Source organism: Rhizobium sp. 25PS6 (assembly GCF_032464655.1).
In the GTDB taxonomy this organism is placed as follows: Bacteria; Pseudomonadota; Alphaproteobacteria; order Rhizobiales; family Rhizobiaceae; genus Rhizobium; species Rhizobium laguerreae.
Genome location: NZ_JAWDIV010000003.1, coordinates 346,033 through 365,461 on the forward strand (window position 1 = coordinate 346,033; position 19,429 = coordinate 365,461).

A 19,429-nucleotide genomic window follows, 5' to 3' on the forward strand; every position below is an offset into this window, starting at 1 on the left:
CCTCCCCATTCGCAGCCGCTCAGGCCGCATTAATCTCTTTCGTCATGTCGACGAGCGTCCATCCTGGCCGATAAGGGTTCGGTCGGCGACCCGTTTCCTGAAACCCGAAGGTGCTGTAGAGCGCGATATTCCGCTCCATCCGCGCATTCGTGTAGAGCCGGATCTCCGGCACGGCCCATTCCCGTGCCTTGCCTTCCAGCCAGCGCAGCATCGCCAGTCCATGCCCGGCACCCTGAAATGCCGGCGAGACCGCGATGCTGAACAGCATGAGGTGATCGGAATGTCGCTCGACGACCATAAGGCCAGCCGTTTGCCCGCCGATCTCGCAGAGCCAGACTTCACCGCGTTCGATCCGCGGCGTGTAATCCTCCGTCACCGGCATCGGCGGAGCGCCGAAGAGTTCGCTATAGGGCCGATAAGCGGCTGACGTCAGCGTCGCGATCGTTTCCAGATCATCGGGCGACGCTGGCCTCATCGTCATTCCGCCGCAACCGCCTTCTTCGCCGGCCGCCGTTCCAGCAATCCCTTCAGGAACTGTCCGGTATAGGACCGCTTTTCCTTGACGATCGCTTCCGGCGTGCCGGTCGCGACGATCTCGCCGCCGCCGTCGCCGCCTTCGGGGCCGAAATCGAGCACCCAATCGGCCGTCTTGATGACTTCGAGATTGTGCTCGATCACCACCACCGAATTGCCCTGGTTGACCAGTTCGTGCAGCATTTCGAGCAGCTTGGCGACGTCGTGGAAATGCAGGCCTGTCGTCGGTTCGTCGAGAATGTAGAGCGTGCGCCCCGTCGAGCGTTTTGACAGCTCCTTGGCAAGCTTGACGCGCTGTGCCTCGCCGCCCGAGAGCGTATTGGCCTGCTGGCCGACCTTGATATAGCCGAGACCGACATCCTTCAGCGCTTGCAGCTTGTCGCGCACCGCAGGCACCGCCGCGAAGAAATCGACACCTTCCTCCACCGTCATATCGAGCACGTCGGCGATCGACCTCTGTTTGAAGGTAACGTCGAGTGTCTCTCTGTTATAGCGCTTGCCGTGGCAGACGTCGCAGGTGACGTAGACATCAGGCAGGAAGTGCATCTCGATCTTGATGACGCCGTCGCCTTGGCAGGCCTCGCAGCGTCCGCCCTTGACGTTGAAGGAGAAACGGCCCGGCTGGTAGCCGCGGGCCTTTGCCTCCGGCAGGCCGGCGAACCAGTCGCGGATCGGCGTGAAGGCGCCGGTATAGGTCGCCGGGTTCGAGCGCGGCGTGCGGCCGATCGGCGATTGGTCGATGTCGATCACTTTGTCGATATGCTCGAAGCCGTCGATGCGGTCGTGATCGGCCGGGTTTTCACGCGCGCCCATGACGCGGCGTGCTGCCGATTTATAGAGCGTCTCGATCAGGAAGGTCGATTTGCCGCCGCCGGAAACGCCGGTCACCGCCGTGAACACGCCGAGCGGGATTGACGCCGTGACGTTCTTCAGATTGTTGCCGCGCGCGCCGACCACTTTGATCTCGCGGCCCTTCTTTGGCTTGCGACGTTCGTCGGGAACGGGAACGCCGAGTTCGCCGGAGAGATATTTGCCGGTCAGCGACTTCGGATTGGCCATGATATCCTGCGGCGTTCCGTGGGCGATCACCTGGCCGCCGTGAATACCGGCCGCCGGGCCGATATCGACCACGTCGTCAGCCGACAGGATCGCATCCTCGTCATGTTCGACGACGATGACAGTGTTGCCGATGTCGCGCAGATGCTTCAGCGTGTCGAGCAGCCGGGCATTGTCGCGCTGATGCAGGCCGATAGAGGGCTCATCCAGCACGTAGAGCACGCCCGTCAGCCCCGAACCGATCTGCGAGGCGAGCCGGATGCGCTGGCTCTCGCCGCCCGACAGCGTGCCGGAATTGCGCGACAGGCTGAGATATTCCAGGCCAACATCGTTGAGGAAACGCAGCCGGTCGCGGATTTCCTTGAGGATGCGCACGGCAATCTCGTTCTGCTTGGCATTGAAGCTTGCCGGCAGCGTCTCGAACCAGTCGCGGGCGACACGGATCGACATTCCGGTCACTTCGCCGATCTGCAGCGTGTTGATCTTCACCGCCAAGGCCTCGGGCTTCAGGCGGAAGCCGTTGCAGGAAGGGCAGGGGGCCGCCGACATGAAGCGCTCGATATCCTCGCGCGCCCAGGCGGAATCGGTCTCCTTCCAGCGGCGCTCGAGATTGGTGATGATGCCTTCGAAATTCTTCTGCGTCGTATAGGAGCGGGCGCCGTCGGCATAGTGGAATTCGATCTTGTCGTTGGTGCCGTTGAGGATGACGTCCTTGGCCTCGTCGGAAAGATCGTTCCAGCGGGTGCCGAGCTTGAAGCCGTAATGTTTGCCGAGCGCTTCCAGCGTCTGATTGTAATAGGGCGAGGTCGACTTGGCCCAGGGCGCGATCGCCCCGTCGCGCAGCGTCCGTTCCGGCTCCGGCACGATCAGGTCCGGGTCGATCTTCTGCTGGGCGCCGAGGCCGTCGCAGGTCGGGCAGGCACCGAAGGGGTTGTTGAAAGAGAAGAGCCTGGGCTCGATCTCGGGAATCGTGAAGCCCGAGACCGGGCAGGCAAACTTCTCCGAAAACAGCACGCGTTCATGCGTCTCGTTCAGCGACTTGTTGGCCGAGCCGCCGGCCGACGTCTCTTCCGGCGGCAGCGGCTTATCGGCGAATTCGGCGACCGCCAGCCCGTCGGCAAGCTTCAGGCAGGTCTCCAGGCTGTCCGCCAGTCGCGCCGAGACATCGGAGCGCACGACAATGCGGTCGACCACCACGTCGATGTCGTGCTTGTATTTCTTGTCGAGCACCGGCGCCTCGGCAATCTCGTAGAACTGCCCGTCGACCTTGACGCGCTGGAAGCCCTTCTTCATCAGCTCCGCCAGTTCCTTCTTGTATTCGCCCTTGCGCCCGCGCACGAGCGGCGCAAGGATATAAAGACGGGTGCCGTCGCCGAAATCGAGGATGCGGTCGACCATCTGGCTGACGGTCTGGCTCTCGATCGGCAGGCCGGTCGCCGGCGAATAGGGAACGCCGACGCGGGCAAAGAGCAGGCGCATGTAGTCGTAGATCTCGGTGACGGTGCCGACCGTCGAGCGCGGATTGCGCGAGGTGGTCTTCTGCTCGATCGAGATCGCCGGCGACAGCCCGTCGATCTGGTCGACGTCGGGCTTCTGCATCATCTCGAGAAACTGGCGGGCATAGGCCGACAGGCTCTCGACATAGCGCCGCTGGCCCTCGGCATAGATCGTGTCGAAGGCGAGCGAGGATTTGCCTGAACCCGAAAGCCCGGTCATGACGATCAGCTTGTTACGCGGCAGATCGAGATCGATGCTCTTGAGATTATGCTCGCGCGCGCCGCGGATGGAGATCGTCTTCAGTTCGCTCATCGTCTCTGCTTTGGTTTTCTGGATAACAGCCCTTATTTAGTGATGCCGACGGGCGAGTCGAGGCTGAATATCCGCAAGGGCTCAAGGTTTTCGATTCTGTTGACAGGATCATACGGATAAACTAGAACAAATAAAGAACAAAATTCCTGATGAATGCATGCGGCTTTCTGATGGATAAAGATGTGGATTAAATGCCGCCCATGCGCATCGGCGGTCCGTGATGGTTTAAGGTGCGCCGATCGATTAAACGCCGCCGGGCAGGGCGGCAGGCAGGGTGAGAAGCATGGCTGGTAGTGTGAATAAGGTAATTCTGATTGGAAACGTCGGTGCAGATCCCGAAATCCGCCGCACTCAGGATGGCCGGCCGATCGCCAATATCCGTCTTGCAACCTCGGAGACCTGGCGCGACCGCAATTCCGGCGAGCGCCGCGAAAAGACCGAATGGCACACGGTCGTCGTCTTCAATGAAGGCCTCTGCAAGGTCGTCGAGCAATATGTGAAGAAGGGCGCCAAGCTCTATATCGAAGGCCAGCTGCAGACCCGCAAATGGCAGGACCAGCAGGGCCAGGATCGCTACAGCACGGAAGTGGTGCTGCAGGGTTTCGGTTCGACGCTGACGATGCTCGACGGCCGCGGTGAAGGCGGCGGCGCGAGCGGCGGCCGTGGCAGTGCCGGTGGCGGCAACGATTATGGCGACGATTACGGCGCCCCGCCTCCCGCTTCATCGCCGAGCCGGGGCGGTGGTGGTGGCGGCAACTTCTCGCGGGATCTCGACGACGACATCCCGTTCTAAGGATGAGAGAAGAGTTGCGCGGACCCCGGTGGGCAGCACGGGAAGAGCATGTTGGAATTGTTCGGCTTCTTTGCTCAGGCTCGGTCGGCGAGCGCCAAGTGGTCCTTAGAGACTTCATCGGTTCTGGATGATCCCCGAATAAAAAGCGGTGTGATCGGCCAGAACTAGTGTCGGGAATGAACGGAGCCACCTTATGCGGGTGGTGACCTCAGGCTTTCGGGGGACTGATGGGATCATTTTCTATTTGGCATTGGGTAATAGTTTTTCTGATTTTCGGAGTGCCAATTTGCCTTGCTGTTATATCAGCTAGGAGAACAACAGACCCGGTCAACGGCCCATCGGGTTTCGGTGGGTGGCTTCTGCTTTTGGCAATAGCAGAAGTCTTGGGACTACTTAGGGCGCTGGCTAATGTTGCGAACTCGATAGAAAATTACACTGAATATAATTCTATCGGAGGAAGCCAGTTGGTCATTGTTGGCGAGGCAGTCTTGAGCCTTGCCCTTGTGATGCTTCAAGCAGTAGTAGTCTGGTTTATGTTTAAGAAGGACAGACTATTTCCGAGGTTATTTTTCTATCAGTGGATAGCCATCGCAGTCGCCTTCGTACTCGATGTTGCACTCGTTTCCGCCGTGCTAGGGGTCGGTGTTAGTCAATTTCTGACAGCAGAGGTTGTTGGCCCGAACGTAGCTGCGTTCATCATCACCGGTCTGTGGGTGTGGTACGTGTCCAAATCCCTAAGGGTTCGGAACACGTTTATCCTCAAAGCCCGCACTCGGCGCGAGATACTTTCGTAGAAGGCGACGATTTGATCCGTTGTGCTCTTCCAGTCAGTTTACATCCGTGTTCTGCTTTCCGTTCCAACCGGTGAACTTGCGGCTGACAGTACTTCGGAGCGTGATGTCACAAAACGGCGTCAATGCTCTCTTTGATTTTTTTGCCCTTTTCAGTGCGGTGTCGCGCTGATCAGATTGAACGCCGACTTAGCCCCGTCGACGACGAATTGTGCGGCGAGCGCTGCGAGGATGACGCCAAGAAGCCGCGTCAGGATAGCCCGGCCGGTGACGCCGAGGAAACGGTCCAGCCTTTCGGCGATGAGCAGCATGAGGAAGGTCAGCAGCAGATTGGCGGCAATGACGCCGATCAGCTGGGCTTTCCCGATCGAGGTGGCGAGCGTGCCGGCAAGCAGGATCGTCGCCGAGATCGCACCCGGGCCGGCAATCAGCGGCAAGGCGAGGGGAAAGACGGCGATATTCTCGATATGATCCTTGGTGATCGCCGCCTCGGTCGCCTTCTCCTTGCGCTGCTGCCGCCTCTCGAACACCATCTCGAAGGCGATCCAGAACAGCAGCAGCCCGCCGGCGATGCGGAAAGCGCCGATCGAAATCCCGAGCACGCCGAGCACGCCGGCGCCGAACAGCGCGAAGACGGCAAGGATGATGAAGGCGATGACCGACCCACGCAGCGCCACCTGCGTGCGCTCGGTCCGGCTCATGCCTGTCGTCAGGCCCAGAAAGATCGGCGCAAGCCCCGGTGGATCGATGGTGACAAGCAGCGTCGTGAAGGCGTTGATCAATTGGTCGGCGCTTGCCATCGGCTCTCCGGAACCCCATATGGGTGCGTGGTTTTTATGATTGTGAAGCGGGGATTTCGATTTGGCAAATATCCCGCGGCGGGCCGCGGCGGATTTGTCCGGTCCGGCCGCGCAACTTGCATGTTTTACCCTCTTTAAGCCGCAAAAGCCTGTTCAAAACGCGCTGTGAAATTGGCGCGGCAACAGGCTTTCCGCTATAAATCTTCAAGTGATTCTAGAAGAGATCGTGATCTGTTTTGACTGAGCAAACACCCCCCGGCGGCGGGAAGCTCCCGCCAGGCATCGAGCCCATCTCCATCATGGAGGAAATGCAGCGGTCGTATCTCGATTACGCCATGAGCGTCATCGTCAGCCGCGCGCTGCCCGACGTGCGCGACGGTCTGAAGCCCGTGCACCGGCGCATCCTCTACGGCATGTCCGAACTCGGCATCGACTGGAACAAGAAATACGTCAAATGCGCCCGCGTCACCGGTGACGTGATGGGTAAATTCCATCCGCACGGCAATTCCGCGATCTATGATGCGCTCGCCCGCATGGCGCAGCCCTGGTCGCTGCGGCTGCCGCTGATCGATGGTCAGGGCAATTTCGGCTCGGTCGATGGTGATCCGCCGGCGGCCGAACGTTATACCGAATGCCGCCTGGAAAAGGCTGCCCACTCGCTGCTCGACGATCTCGACAAGGAAACCGTCGATTTCCGCGACAACTACGACGGCACGCTCTCCGAGCCGGTCGTTGTGCCCGCCAAATTCCCGAACCTGCTGGTCAACGGCGCTGGCGGCATCGCTGTCGGTATGGCGACCAACATCCCGCCGCACAATCTCTCCGAAGTCATCGACGGCTGCATCGCACTGATCGACGATCCAGCCATCGAGCTGCCGGAACTGATCCAGATCATTCCCGGTCCAGACTTCCCGACGGGGGCGAAGATCCTCGGCCGTGCCGGCATCCGCTCGGCCTATGAGACCGGCCGCGGCTCCGTCATCATGCGCGGCGTCGCTGCCATCGAGCCGATGCGCGGTGACCGCGAGCAGATCATCATCACCGAGATTCCCTACCAGGTGAACAAGGCGACGATGATCGAGAAGATGGCCGAGCTGGTGCGCGACAAGCGCATCGAAGGCATCTCCGATCTGCGCGACGAATCCGACCGCCAGGGGTATCGCGTCGTCGTCGAGCTGAAGCGCGATGCCAATGCCGAGGTCATCCTCAACCAGCTTTATCGCTATACGCCGCTACAGACCTCCTTCGGCTGCAACATGGTGGCGCTGAACGGCGGCAAGCCCGAACAGCTGACGCTGCTCGACATGCTGCGCGCTTTCGTCTCCTTCCGCGAGGAAGTCGTTAGCCGGAGAACGAAATTCCTGCTGCGCAAGGCGCGTGACCGCGCCCATGTGTTGGTCGGTCTCGCCATTGCCGTCGCAAATATCGACGAGGTCATCCGCGTCATCCGCCAGGCGCCCGATCCGCAGTCGGCCCGCGAAGAGCTGATGACCCGCCGCTGGCCGGCGGAAGATGTCGAAAGCCTGATCCGTCTGATCGACGATCCGCGCCATCGCATCAACGAGGATCTCACCTACAACCTCTCCGAAGAGCAGGCCCGCGCCATCCTCGAACTGCGCCTTGCCCGCCTGACGGCGCTTGGCCGCGACGAAATCGGCGACGAACTCAACAAGATCGGCGAGGAAATCAAGGATTATCTCGATATTCTCTCCTCGCGCGTCCGCATCCAGACCATCGTCAAGGATGAACTCATCGCCGTCCGCGACGAGTTCGGCACGCCGCGCCGCACTGAGATCGTCGATGGCGGTCTCGAAATGGACGACGAGGATCTGATCGCCCGCGAAGACATGGTCGTCACCGTCTCGCATCTCGGTTATATCAAGCGTGTGCCGCTCACCACCTACCGTGCCCAGCGCCGTGGCGGCAAAGGTCGCTCCGGCATGACCACCCGCGATGAGGATTTTGTTAGCCGGCTATTCGTCGTCAACACCCATACGCCGGTGCTGTTCTTCTCCTCGCGCGGCATCGTCTACAAGGAGAAGGTCTGGCGCCTGCCGATCGGCACACCGACCTCACGCGGCAAGGCGCTGATCAACATGTTGCCGCTCGCACCCGGCGAGCGCATCACCACCATTCTGCCCTTGCCCGAGGACGAGGCGAGCTGGGACAATCTTGACGTCATGTTCTCGACGACGCGCGGCACGGTTCGCCGCAACAAGCTGTCTGATTTCGTCCAGGTCAACCGCAACGGCAAGATCGCCATGAAGCTCGAGGAGGAGGGCGACGAAATCCTCTCCGTCGAGACCTGCACGGAAGATGACGACGTGCTTTTGACGACGGCGCTCGGCCAGTGCATCCGCTTCTCCGTCGATGACGTCCGGGTCTTTGCCGGCCGCAACTCGATCGGCGTGCGCGGCATCAATCTCGGCGATAGCGACCGCATCATCTCCATGACGATCGTTGGTCATGTCGATGCCGAGCCGTGGGAGCGTGCTGCCTATCTCAAGCGTTCCGCCACCGAACGTCGGGCGACGGGCGTGGATGAAGAGGATATTGCGCTGGTCGGTGAAGAAGTCACCGAGGAGGGACAGCTCTCCGACGAGCGCTATGACGAGTTGAGAGCACGCGAACAATTCGTGCTCACCGTCTCCGAAAAGGGCTTCGGCAAGCGTTCGTCTTCCTACGACTTCCGTATCTCCGGCCGCGGCGGCAAGGGCATCCGCGCCACCGACACGTCGAAGACCGGCGAGATCGGCGAGCTGGTCGCGGCTTTCCCTGTCGATGACGGTGACCAGATCATGCTGGTCTCCGATGGCGGCCAGCTGATCCGTGTGCCGGTCGGCGGTATCCGCATCGCCAGCCGCGCCACCAAGGGCGTCACCATCTTCTCGACGGCCAAGGACGAGAAGGTCGTCTCGGTCGAGCGTATCAGCGAGCCGGAGGAGGATGAGACGGAAGAGGCTGTCGAGGTCGCCGAAGGCGCCCCAGCTACCGACGAAGGTGCTGCCGGCGAAGGTGCCGGTGACGAGGCGCCGATTGCCGATGGCGATCCGGCCGGGCCTGCCGAGGAATAGTCAAATGAACGGGGCGGCTTCGAGCCGCCCTTTTCTTTTCAAGCCGCCCTTTTTTCAAATCCAATGATGGTTGAGGACGACACCCAAAGAAAAAGCCGGACGCTGGGTGCATCCGGCTTTGAATGGTCCTGGCGACGGAAGGGTGCCGCTCAAGGGTGGGAAGAGGAGAGAAAGGAACGTCAGAACGCTCTATGTTTTTCGTTCAGAGCCTTCACCTCTTCGCCCTCGCGCCGGAGCGCTGAAATCGTTGAGGCCACAGACACGATGAACATGACGCTGATAAGGGCGGTGAGCACTGTCAAGATCGTGAACATAGGCATTCCTTTCCTGGGGAGTTGCGTTCTCGCCCCTCAGTACTGGCCCAGCACGGCCGTCCGGGCCGAAGCATAGGGACCATAAACCTTGGACGTATCGACCTTCTGATCATAGAGAGCGACAGTTGCGGTCAACATGCCCGTGACCATTACCATCCAGAGCACGTTAATCATCGTAATCTTACCGGGCATTTTTATTCCTTCCGCGCCGCTCTATGTATCGGTTGAATGAACGCATCCGTCTGTAAATGGTTCCGCCGGATGTTGATCGGGTGTTTACCAATGCCGATCTGAAGCGACCTTGAATGTCTCGTTCATCTGGCATTCAGATTCGAAGCTCGTTTTTTTCACGCAGCCGGCCCTGAGCGCGCACGATCGCCGCATGCTCGGCAAGCTCCGGCCGCACCCAGCTCATCTCGTATCGATCGGCGAAATAGCCATAAGCCATCTCGGCGGCGAGGGAGGAAACGACGGCAAGTGCAACGAGCACGATCAGCATGGACCTGGTCTTTCGGGGAGCGCCGGATGCCGGAATGGCATCGGCTGCTTTGATGATCGGAGTTAAGCAGATCCTGTCTGAAACGGTCTTGAACGGCACATTCATCCGCCGTTCAGCCGCCCGGAACGACTGGCCAAATCACTTGCGAGAAGGCGTCATCCGTGACAAAAGGCGTCAAACCAACGGTCGGGCCACATGACGACAGCTTTCTATCCGGGGTCCTTCGACCCGATCACCAATGGGCATGTGGATGTTCTGGTCCAGGCGCTCAACGTCGCCGAAAAGGTGATCGTCGCGATCGGCATCCATCCCGGCAAGGCGCCGCTCTTTTCCTTTGAGGAGAGAGCTGAGCTGATCCGCCGTTCACTGGCTGAAGCGCTGCCTGGCAAGACCGGCGACGTCACCGTCGTCGCCTTCGACAATCTGGTCGTCGATGCCGCCCGCACCCATGGCGCCACGCTGTTGATCCGCGGTCTTCGCGACGGCACCGATCTCGATTACGAAATGCAGATGGCCGGCATGAACCGGACGATGGCGCCCGATATTCAGACCATCTTTTTGCCGGCGGGCACGGCCTCGCGGCCCATTACCGCCACATTGGTCCGCCAGATCGCCGCCATGGGCGGCGATGTCAGCGCTTTCGTGCCGGCCGCCGTCTTGCAAGCCCTCACATCCAAGCGCCCAAACTAGCAAGACTAGCAAGCGCAAAGACTAGGCGGAACCCGCCGCAATGGAGCTCATATGAAACTCTTTTATCTCGCATTTGCCGGCGTGTTGTATCTCGCCTCCTTCGCGGGGGATGCCTTCGCCCAGTCGGCCGATCATTATCTCACCATCCAGCTGAAGAATGGCCCTGTTGTCATCCAACTCATGCCTGAGGTGGCGCCGAAGCATGTTGCCCAGATCGAGGCGCTGGCCAAGAAGGGCGAATACGACAATGTCGCCTTCCATCGCGTCATCGATGGCTTCATGGCTCAGACCGGCGACGTCAAATACGGCAACATGGAAAAGGGCTTCGATGCGAGTCTCGCCGGCACCGGCTCCTCTGACATGGCTGACATCCCGGCTGAATTCTCCAAGACCCCGTTCGTGCGCGGTACGGTCGGCATGGCCCGCTCGCAGGATCCGAATTCCGCCAATTCGCAGTTCTTCATCATGTTCGCCGACGGTTCCTTCCTGAACGGCCAGTACACCGTCGTCGGCAAGGTCGTCTCCGGCATGGAGAACGTCGACAAGATCAAGAAGGGCGAAGGCCAGAACGGCGAAGTCAAAAGTCCCGACCGGATGATCAAGGTCACCCTGGGCAACAAGTAAGTTACGAGAGAAAACTAGAGGAGAAGACAATGGTCGAGATCAAGGATCCCGAAAACACCGTCATTCTGGAAACCACCAAGGGCAAGGTTGTCATTCAGCTTTTGCCGCAGGTTGCTCCGGAGCATGTCGCCCGCATCAAGGAACTCGCGCGCGAGAAGGCCTATGACGGCGTCGTTTTCCACCGCGTCATCCAGGATTTCATGGCCCAGACGGGCGATGTCGAATTCGGCAAGAAGGGCTCGGAAACCTTCAATCCCAGCCGCGCCGGCATGGGCGGCTCCTCGAAGCCGGATCTGAAGGCCGAATTCTCTGCGACCACGCATACGCGCGGCACCTGCTCGATGGCCCGTTCGCAGAACCCGAACTCGGCCAATTCGCAGTTCTTCATCTGCTTCACCGACGCGCCCTGGCTGAACAAGCAGTATTCCGTCTGGGGCCAGGTCATCGAAGGCATGGACAACGTCGACAAGATCAAGCGCGGCGAGCCGGTTTCCGATCCGGACTCGATCGTCTCCATGCGGGTTGCCGCCGACGTCTGATTGTGATTTCTGCTGAAACCCGCCCTTGCGCATAGCTGCGCGGGGCGGGTTTCGCTTTGCCTGAAAGTGCCCTGATGCGCGTAGACCTTTTCGATTTCGATCTGCCCGACGAACGTATAGCGTTGAGGCCCGCCGAACCGCGCGACAGCGCGCGCCTGCTCGTCATCGATCCGAATGCGGAAAACAGCCTGTCGGACCATCGCGTCGGCGATCTCACATCCTTTCTGCGGCCCGGCGATGCGCTGGTCTTTAACGATACCAAGGTCATTCCCGCCCAGCTCGAGGGCATCCGCCATCGTGACGGCGCCGGCGGCCAGCAGGTGTCGGCAACGCTGCACATGCGCACCGGCCCCAGCCGCTGGAAGGCCTTCGCCAAGCCGGGCAAGCGTATCAAGCAGGGCGACCGCATCTCCTTCGGCCATTCCGGCGAAAGCTGCTTTCTCGGCTCGCTCGACGCCACCGTCGAGGAAAAGGGCGAGGCCGGCGAGGTGACGCTGCTGTTCGATCTCTCAGGCCCGGCGCTTGACGAGGCGATCGCCGCCGTCGGCCATATCCCGCTGCCGCCCTATATAGCCGCCAAACGTCCCGAGGACGAACGCGACCGCGCCGACTACCAGACGATCTATGCCCGCGAGGAGGGCGCCGTTGCCGCCCCCACCGCCGGCCTGCATTTCACACCGGGCCTGTTCGAAGCGCTCGATAGGGCCGGCATTGAACGCCATTTCGTCACGCTGCACGTCGGTGCCGGCACTTTCCTGCCGGTCAAGGCCGACGATACCGCCGATCACAAGATGCATCTGGAAAGCGGCTATGTCAGCGCTGAGATCGCCGCCCGGCTGAATGCCGTGCGGGAAAGAGGCGGGCGCATCATCTGTGTCGGCACCACCTCGTTGCGGCTCATCGAGAGTGCGGCCGCGGAAAGCGGAGAGATCATGCCCTGGGCCGGCGCTACCGGCATCTTCATCACGCCTGGTTACCGCTTCAAGGCGGTCGACATGCTGATGACCAATTTCCATCTGCCGCGCTCGACGCTGTTCATGCTGGTCTCGGCCTTTGCCGGCCTCGAGACCATGCACGCGGCTTATCAACACGCCATTTCGACGGGCTACCGCTTCTACTCTTACGGCGACGCGAGCCTTCTTTTCCGGAAAGACAGATGACAGACAACTTCCAATTCACCTTGAAGAAGACCGATGCCGGCGCACGCCTCGGCCAAATCTCCATGCCGCGCGGCGAGATCCGCACGCCGGCCTTCATGCCGGTCGGCACCGTCGGTACGGTTAAGGCCATGTATCTCGACCAGGTGCGCGAGACCGGCGCCGATATCATCCTCGGCAATACCTATCACCTGATGCTGCGGCCGACGGCCGAGCGTGTCGCCCGTCTCGGCGGCCTGCATAAGCTCATTCGCTGGGAGCACCCGATCCTGACGGACTCGGGCGGTTTCCAGGTGATGTCGCTATCCGGCCTGCGCAAGCTCGACGAGCAGGGCGTCACCTTCAAGTCGCATGTCGATGGCAGCCTCCACCATATGTCGCCAGAGCGCTCCATCGAAATCCAGGGGCTGCTCGGCTCCGATATCCAGATGCAGCTCGATGAATGCGTGGCGCTGCCGGCCGAGCCGAAGGAGATCGAGCGCGCCATGGAAATGTCGCTGCGCTGGGCCGAGCGCTGCAGGGTCGCCTTCGGCGAGCAGCCAGGCAAGGCGATGTTCGGCATCGTCCAGGGCGGCGATATCCCGGCGCTGCGCATCCGCTCGGCTGAGGCGCTGGCCCAGCTCGATCTCAAGGGGTATGCGATCGGCGGCCTTGCCGTCGGCGAGCCGCAGGATGTCATGCTGCAGATGCTGGAAACGACGCTGCCCGTGCTTCCTCTGGAAAAGCCGCGTTACCTCATGGGCGTCGGCACGCCTGATGATATCCTGAAATCGGTCGCCCGCGGCATCGACATGTTCGACTGCGTCATGCCGACGCGTTCGGGCCGCCATGGTCTGGCTTTTACCCGCCGCGGCAAGGTCAATATCCGCAATGCCCGCCATGCCGAGGATATGCGCCCGCTCGACGAACAGTCGAACTGCCCGGCCTCGCGTGATTATTCGCGCGCCTATCTGCACCATCTCGTCCGCTCCAACGAGGCGCTCGGCGGCATGCTGCTCTCCTGGCACAATCTCGCTTATTACCAGGAGCTGATGCAGGGCATCCGCAAGGCGATCGCCGAAGGCCGCTTCGCCGATTTCATGGCGGAAACGCAGGAGCAATGGGCGAGGGGCGATCTCGAACCGGTGTAAAGGCTACTCCGGCCCCGCGTTGCTTACCGCGGGGACTGCGGACGCCGGGTTTGGCGCAACCATTATTCTAAGTTTTTTTCGCACTGGCTCGTCGAAGTGGACGGCGGCGATGCCAGCCACAATGAAAATTCCGACTACGACGACCATACCGGCTGCCGGAGAGGTAGGAAGGTCAAAGCCCTTTTGCCGCAGCGACTGCAGCAGACTGAAGATGGGGCCATGCAGGATATAAATCGGATAGGAAAGCCTCCCCAGCCAACGGAATACCAGCTCGACCAGGCCGGTCTGTCTCGTGCGCATCGCAAGCCAGACAATGGCCGGGAAGACCACGAGGCATATTAAAAAATCAAAATATGGGAAACCGAAGAATATGCGGGCTGGTATGTTGGCGATGACGATCAGACAACCACAGAGAAGAAGGCCGATAACGTTGCCGTTATTGGCTGTATTCGGTTTCTGGACGTCATATAACCTGTAAAGGCAGATTCCGAGCGAGAACGAGAACAGCACTCTTGAAAAGCCAAATCTGAAGTCGCCCGCCTCGGGACCAATATCGAAGTTACCTGCGACCGATGCCCCAAAGATGGTGATGCCGGCCGCACCCAGGGCGATGGCGAGCAAGCTTCTGAATGACAGTCGTATCAGAAGCACGGAGAACAGCACTCCGACCCAGAGCTCGAAGAAGAGCGACCAGCTGGGCCCGTTGAAGGGAAAGATACCTTCTTGGCTTGCGCTTGGAATGAACAGAATTGCCCTCAGCAGAAGGTCCGCCAGGGTGGAGTAGTCCAACCCGTTTTTAAGCGCATAGCTGAAAAGTCCGATCGGAAGCGAAAGAAGATAAAGAGGGTAGAGTCGAATGATACGCTGTAGCAGAAGCCCGGTGGGCGAAATCTGCTCCCTTGTCAGTCGCTTCTCATATGAATTTGCAAGAACGACGCCGCTCAACAGAAAGAAGAGGTCAACGGCAAGGTAACTGATATTCGCCGGGATCGGACCCAGCGTACCACCCGTGTGGAGGAACATGACCATGATAGCCGCAATTCCTCGCAACGCCTCAAGAGCTGTAAAAAATTGTTTGCCGGCGTTCAACGCAACAACCCTCCGTTGGCACGTTGTTACTCCAGGAGGATTTCGAAATCGTTATTGCAACGAAACCGTGTAATCTGTCGAGTTTCCACCGAAGAGTGGAAACAGCGCGTCAGATGCCCTTGCTGTCCGCGTCCGGCATGATCTGCACGCCGTTGATCCTGTAGCTGCCGTCCGGCTGACGCGTGATCTGGTAGATCGCTGTCCAGTCCTTGCCGTCGCGGCCTGAAATCAGCACCTCGTGATAGATCAGCGCGCCATTGTCGATCGAGCGGCTGCGGCCGAAGGCGTAATTGCCGGGGTGATAGACCGGCTCGTAGCTCTTCTTCACCATGGCGAAGAACAGGTTCTTGTCGGGATACAGTGCCCGGATGCCGGGAGCAGCGAAAGAATAGGCGGTCTCGGCATCGTCCTTGAGGAAGGCCTTGATCTGGTCCTCGATCATCGTCCGCGTCGTGTCGATCGGATCTTCGGCGCGGGCCGAGACAGGGGAGAGAAAGGACGCGGCACACAGAATAAGAACTGCGAAGAAGGCGCGCATGGTGTACCTCCGGCTCTATCGGGGAAAGGATCGCCGATAAAGCAGAAGTGTAGGCGATTTTCAGCGCAAGGAAAGTGAACTTTACGACCAGCGGCGGAACAGGGCGCTGGCATTCACCCCGCCGAAGCCGAAACCGTTGGTGATCGCATAGTTCATCGCTAGCGGCCGCGCCGTCTTGCCGACGATATCGATGCCGTCGGCGGCCGGATCAGCCTCATCGAGGTTGCGGGTCGGCGGTGCAATCTGGTCGCGCAGCGCAAGGATGGTGAAGATCGCCTCCAGGCCGCCGGCGGCGCCAAGCAGGTGGCCGGTCGCCGATTTCGTCGCGCTGACGGCAATATCGCCATTGCGGCCGAAGACCGTGCCGATCGCCGCGATCTCGCCTCTGTCACCGACCGGTGTCGAGGTCGCATGCGCGTTCAGATGCCTGACCTCCGAAGCGGGGATCTTCGCCTGCCTGAGTGCTGCCTCCATCGCCCGGCGGGCGCCGTCGCCGTCTTCTGGGCCTGAGGTCATGTGGTAGGCGTCCGCAGCGGTGCCATAGCCGACGAGTTCGGCGAGCGGCGTGGCGCCACGGGCAAGCGCATGCTCCAGTGTTTCGATGACCAGGACGCCTGCACCTTCGCCCATGACGAAACCGTCGCGCGCCGTGTCGAAGGGCCGTGACGCCAACTCCGGCGTCTCGTTGAAACCGGTGGAAAGGGCACGTGCAGCGGCAAAGCCGCCGAGGCTCACCTTGTCGATGCAGGCCTCTGCACCGCCGCAAATCGCCACATCTGCTTCGCCGGAGCGGATCAGCCGCGCCGCATCGCCGATTGCCTGGACGCTGGCCGCACACGCCGTCACCGGAGCCCCGAGCGGCCCCTTGAAGCCATAGCGGATGCTGACCTGGCCGGCGGCGAGGTTGACGAGGAAGGACGGCACGGTGAAAGGCGACAGCCGCCGAACGCCGCGCGTTTCGCCGATCCGCACCGCTTCGGCGATCGCCGGAAATCCGCCGACGCCCGACGCGATGATCGTTGCCGTGCGCTCGCGCTCGACTTCGTCGGTCGGCATCCAGCCGGCCTGCCTCACCGCTTCCTCCGTCGCCGCCATGGTGAAGTGGATGAAGCGGTCCATCTTCTTCTGGTCCTTGGGCGTGATGTAACGGTCGGGATCAAAACCAGCCTCAGCATCTTCCGCGATACCGGGAACGATGCCGCCGACCTTGGCCGAGAGCTCGCCGACGATATCCTCCGCCAGCACCCGCAGCCCCGAACCGCCATCGAGAAGGCGCTTCCAGGCGGGCTCGACACCGGTGCCGAGTGGCGAGACAAGTCCCATGCCGGTGACAACAATGCGATCCATTCTTTTGTCCTTTCTATGCGTCGATGCCGAGATACCAGGCGCGCATGCGGTTGATCCGCTCGTGCACCTCGTTGTCGGCGGCGGGGCCTGCAAGCAGGCTGGTGTTTTCGGGGGTCACTTCTTCGCCGGTCCGCGCATCGACCAGCATCGTCTGGCGCTCTCTGCCGGAAGCGGCATCGCCCAAGAGAAAGGCGAGGTCCTCTTCCGGGATGTGCCGGCTTCCCCAGGAAAACAGCGTCATCAGAACAGGAAAGAAATCACGGCCCTTTTCCGTCAGCAGATATTCGTAGCGGGCAGGGCGCTGATGGTAGAGCCGCCGTTCGAACAGCCCCTTTTCCGTCAGATGTTTGAGCCGCCGCGTCAGGATGTTCGGCGCCACGCCGAGGCTTTTCTGGAATTCGTCGAAGCGCGAAAGCCCCTGAAAGGCATCGCGCAGTATCAGCATGCTCCACCAGTCGCCGACGCTGTCGAGCGCACGCGCCGCCGGGCATTTGAAGTCGCTGAAGCTCGTCCGCTGCATGGCTGATGTCACTACAGCAGTGACTATCATCATGCAAGTTAGTTATATCAAACGTCGCCCTCAAAGGCCTCACCGTTGCGGCACGCGTGGCGTCAATGGAGAATGTGGCCGGGATCTAGGCTAAGAGCGGGAGACCGCCCCCCCAAGGAGACCGGCCGACAGGGTCAGACAAGCAGGAGATCTTTGAAGTGAAGTGCGGCGGAATTGTCGAGATCGGTGACATGGATTGCCCCGCCCGCTGCGCTTCCATCCGCATCATAGGATAAAATGCCGCTGGCCTGATCGTAGATCAGCTTGTCATCAGCCTCGAGCGCTTTTGTTCCGAGAACGAAATTCTCGGCCGAAAAGCTCGATGGCTTGAGCCCGGTGAAGACAGCATCGTCGAACACCAGCTTATCGCCTGCGGCTGACGAGAAATCCACGATCTTGTCGACGCTGGAATTGCTGGGATTCACATCGAAGACGAAGGAATCGGCTCCGCCTCCGCCGGTGAGAACGTCAGCACCGGTTTTGCCGAACAGCTTGTCGTTGCCGAGCCCGCCGATCAATCGGTCGTTCCCTTTCCCGCCGTTGAGGAAATTGTTTCCGTCGTTGCCGGTCAGAATGTTGGCCGTATTGTTGCCTGTCGCGCTGAGATTGGCCGTTCCGGTCAAGGTGAGGTTTTCGATCGTTCCAATCGTATGCTTCTGATCGGCAAGGCTGAAGGAGATCGACGCCTTGATGGTATCCGTTCCGCCGCCCCGGCTTTCGTCGACGATCTGGTTGGCATTGGTCACGGTGAAGGTGTCGTTGCCGGTGCCGCCATAGAGATGGCTGTTGGCCGGCGGCGGCGTGCTGGCGCCGCTGCCTGCTACCTCGATGATCAAGGGATGGTCGACGACATCGAGCGTCAGGGATGAGACGTTGCTGAGGCTTTTGATCGCCGTCGTTCCGGTCACGGGGTCGAAGACCTTAACGGAGCCGAACGAGGCGCCGAGATTGACCTTGACGGCTGTTGTCGCAGCCTGAATGGCGGTGTCGGAGGATTGGTTCCAGATATCGGGCTCGTTCCAGAGGATGATCTGGTAGCTCCCATCCGATTTTTCCGTGAGCAGGCTGCGGGCGGAGGACGGCAGGCCGTCGATCGAATAGTTGAGCGCTCCGGCGCTGAAGCTCGCCTTCTGAGCGCTGTCATCCGCAAGGATTTCGGTGAGGTTGTGGATCGCCGTCGCAGCCGGCTTGGCCGAATAGTCGAGATGAAAAAGGCCGAAATGCTTTTCCTGATTGGCGCCCTGCGGGTCGGAATAGGCGTCCAGCAGTTCGTAGATGAATGTCTGTTTCGATCCGAGTGCCGCGCCGTCCATCAGCGTATTGAGCAGGAGCTTTGCCTGCGTCGCTTCGCTGACGCCTTCCCAGCCGCCATTGGTGTCGGCGGTGAGCGAGGTGTGGTAACCGGTCTCGGTGATCGCCAGCGGCTTGCCCGGATCGGCAGCGCGCTGAACGCCGGATTCTCGGGAAAGCCATGAGAATGGTTGGTCGCCATCCTTCGCATAGGTGTGGATCGTCGTGTAGTCGGAGGCCGACGCGACCGTATATCCGGTAAAGCCGAGGACGGGGATATTCTTCAGCAAGGGATCGGCGCTGACGGCCGCAAACAGATCCTTCTGATAGGCAACCGCTGCTGCCTGGCCGCTCAGGCCATGATAGCTGACCGGCCAGTTGTTGACTTCGTTCGGACCTTCGATGCCAACGACCGATCCGGGATGGGCCTGCACGAAGGCGTGCAGCCGTTGGGCGACGGTGGCGGGGTCGACTTCCCGCTGGGCACTGAAGACGAATTGCACGCCGGCCTCGGCCGCATCGCCGAGATGCGTTTGGCCATTGGGGTCGGAAGCGGAGTTTGGGGCGTGATCGCGGACCGTATCAAGGCCAAGATAGTCGAGAGCCTTAACAACTTCTCCAACATTGGAATATTTTCCGTCGGTATAGTCGATATGCGTATCAATTCCAAAGGAACGAATAACATCGTTTGTTCTAACGGCTTGAGCCAAATTATTTCTCCCAGTTCATGAGGGAATTGGCGATGGGAATTTATCCCATTTCTGATGCCGATTCGATTTAATACAGAAGGAGGGCTGCGCAGTAT

At 60.5% G+C, this 19,429-nt stretch carries 18 protein-coding genes; 8 read left to right on the plus strand and 10 right to left on the minus strand.

What is annotated here, in order from left to right; all coding sequences use genetic code 11:
• Nucleotides 1-19: 19 nt before the first annotated feature.
• Nucleotides 20-481 carry a GNAT family N-acetyltransferase gene (locus tag RWK44_RS06370; RefSeq protein ID WP_131666063.1) on the minus strand — a complete coding sequence of 154 codons (462 nt, stop codon included), beginning with the start codon at nt 479-481 and terminating at the stop codon, nt 20-22.
• Entirely contained in the window at nt 478-3,399 is a 2,922-nt protein-coding gene (gene uvrA / locus RWK44_RS06375; RefSeq protein WP_131666064.1) for an excinuclease ABC subunit UvrA, read from the minus strand. The genes RWK44_RS06370 and uvrA overlap by 4 nt, the downstream gene beginning before the upstream one ends.
• Nucleotides 3,400-3,682: 283 nt before the next feature.
• Between uvrA and RWK44_RS06380 the strand changes: the two genes are divergently transcribed.
• Nucleotides 3,683-4,192: a single-stranded DNA-binding protein gene (locus RWK44_RS06380; protein WP_131666065.1), complete on the plus strand. Its 510-nt coding sequence runs from the start codon at nt 3,683-3,685 to the stop codon at nt 4,190-4,192.
• Nucleotides 4,193-4,419: 227 nt separating this feature from the next.
• Nucleotides 4,420-4,986: a DUF2569 family protein gene (locus RWK44_RS06385; protein ID WP_316028560.1), complete on the plus strand. Its 567-nt coding sequence runs from the start codon at nt 4,420-4,422 to the stop codon at nt 4,984-4,986.
• A gap of 149 nt (nt 4,987-5,135) precedes the next feature.
• Here RWK44_RS06385 and RWK44_RS06390 read toward each other — a convergent pair whose 3' ends face one another.
• Nucleotides 5,136-5,783, minus strand: a complete 648-nt coding sequence (locus tag RWK44_RS06390) for a MarC family protein (protein ID WP_131666067.1) — start codon at nt 5,781-5,783, stop codon at nt 5,136-5,138.
• A 236-nt stretch (nt 5,784-6,019) separates the two neighbouring features.
• Between RWK44_RS06390 and gyrA the strand changes: the two genes are divergently transcribed.
• Entirely contained in the window at nt 6,020-8,857 is a 2,838-nt protein-coding gene (gyrA, locus tag RWK44_RS06395) for a DNA gyrase subunit A (RefSeq protein WP_077981005.1), read from the plus strand.
• Between the two features lie 350 nt (nt 8,858-9,207).
• On the opposite strand, the gene RWK44_RS06400 is transcribed toward gyrA, so the two are convergent.
• Both RWK44_RS06400 and RWK44_RS06405 read right to left on the minus strand, forming a co-directional pair.
• Nucleotides 9,208-9,336, minus strand: coding sequence for a hypothetical protein (locus RWK44_RS06400; RefSeq protein ID WP_260685777.1), 129 nt, complete (start codon nt 9,334-9,336; stop codon nt 9,208-9,210).
• Between the two features lie 160 nt (nt 9,337-9,496).
• Entirely contained in the window at nt 9,497-9,775 is a 279-nt protein-coding gene (locus RWK44_RS06405; RefSeq protein ID WP_025394544.1) for a hypothetical protein, read from the minus strand.
• A 90-nt stretch (nt 9,776-9,865) separates the two neighbouring features.
• Here RWK44_RS06405 and coaD point away from each other — a divergent pair, with 90 nt between their 5' ends.
• The 5 genes from coaD to tgt all read left to right on the plus strand — a co-directional run bounded on the left by coaD (nt 9,866) and on the right by tgt (nt 13,810).
• Nucleotides 9,866-10,360, plus strand: coding sequence for a pantetheine-phosphate adenylyltransferase (gene coaD / locus RWK44_RS06410; RefSeq protein ID WP_020049920.1), 495 nt, complete (start codon nt 9,866-9,868; stop codon nt 10,358-10,360).
• Between the two features lie 51 nt (nt 10,361-10,411).
• A complete protein-coding gene (locus RWK44_RS06415; protein WP_025394545.1) occupies nt 10,412-10,984 on the plus strand; it encodes a peptidylprolyl isomerase in 573 nt (190 codons plus the stop codon).
• Between the two features lie 29 nt (nt 10,985-11,013).
• Nucleotides 11,014-11,523 (plus strand): peptidylprolyl isomerase, encoded by a 510-nt coding sequence (locus RWK44_RS06420; protein ID WP_025394546.1) that lies wholly within the window; start codon nt 11,014-11,016, stop codon nt 11,521-11,523.
• Between the two features lie 74 nt (nt 11,524-11,597).
• Nucleotides 11,598-12,683 carry a tRNA preQ1(34) S-adenosylmethionine ribosyltransferase-isomerase QueA gene (gene queA, locus RWK44_RS06425; RefSeq protein ID WP_131642665.1) on the plus strand — a complete coding sequence of 362 codons (1,086 nt, stop codon included), beginning with the start codon at nt 11,598-11,600 and terminating at the stop codon, nt 12,681-12,683.
• On the plus strand, nt 12,680-13,810 hold the full coding sequence (tgt, locus tag RWK44_RS06430; RefSeq protein ID WP_025394548.1) for a tRNA guanosine(34) transglycosylase Tgt: 1,131 nt from the start codon (nt 12,680-12,682) through the stop codon (nt 13,808-13,810). The genes queA and tgt overlap by 4 nt, the downstream gene beginning before the upstream one ends.
• 3 nt (nt 13,811-13,813) lie before the next feature.
• Here tgt and RWK44_RS06435 read toward each other — a convergent pair whose 3' ends face one another.
• The 5 genes from RWK44_RS06435 to RWK44_RS06455 form a co-directional block, all read right to left on the minus strand.
• A complete protein-coding gene (locus tag RWK44_RS06435) occupies nt 13,814-14,899 on the minus strand; it encodes an acyltransferase family protein (protein WP_077981002.1) in 1,086 nt (361 codons plus the stop codon).
• Nucleotides 14,900-15,008: 109 nt separating this feature from the next.
• Nucleotides 15,009-15,437, minus strand: a complete 429-nt coding sequence (locus tag RWK44_RS06440; protein ID WP_020049925.1) for a DUF4864 domain-containing protein — start codon at nt 15,435-15,437, stop codon at nt 15,009-15,011.
• Nucleotides 15,438-15,518: 81 nt separating this feature from the next.
• Complete coding sequence (gene fabF, locus RWK44_RS06445) at nt 15,519-16,784, minus strand: beta-ketoacyl-ACP synthase II (RefSeq protein WP_131661917.1); 1,266 nt, start codon at nt 16,782-16,784, stop codon at nt 15,519-15,521.
• Between the two features lie 13 nt (nt 16,785-16,797).
• Complete coding sequence (locus tag RWK44_RS06450) at nt 16,798-17,304, minus strand: winged helix-turn-helix transcriptional regulator (protein WP_025394552.1); 507 nt, start codon at nt 17,302-17,304, stop codon at nt 16,798-16,800.
• Nucleotides 17,305-17,468: 164 nt separating this feature from the next.
• Nucleotides 17,469-19,334: a calcium-binding protein gene (locus tag RWK44_RS06455; protein WP_316028561.1), complete on the minus strand. Its 1,866-nt coding sequence runs from the start codon at nt 19,332-19,334 to the stop codon at nt 17,469-17,471.
• Nucleotides 19,335-19,429: the final 95 nt, after the last annotated feature.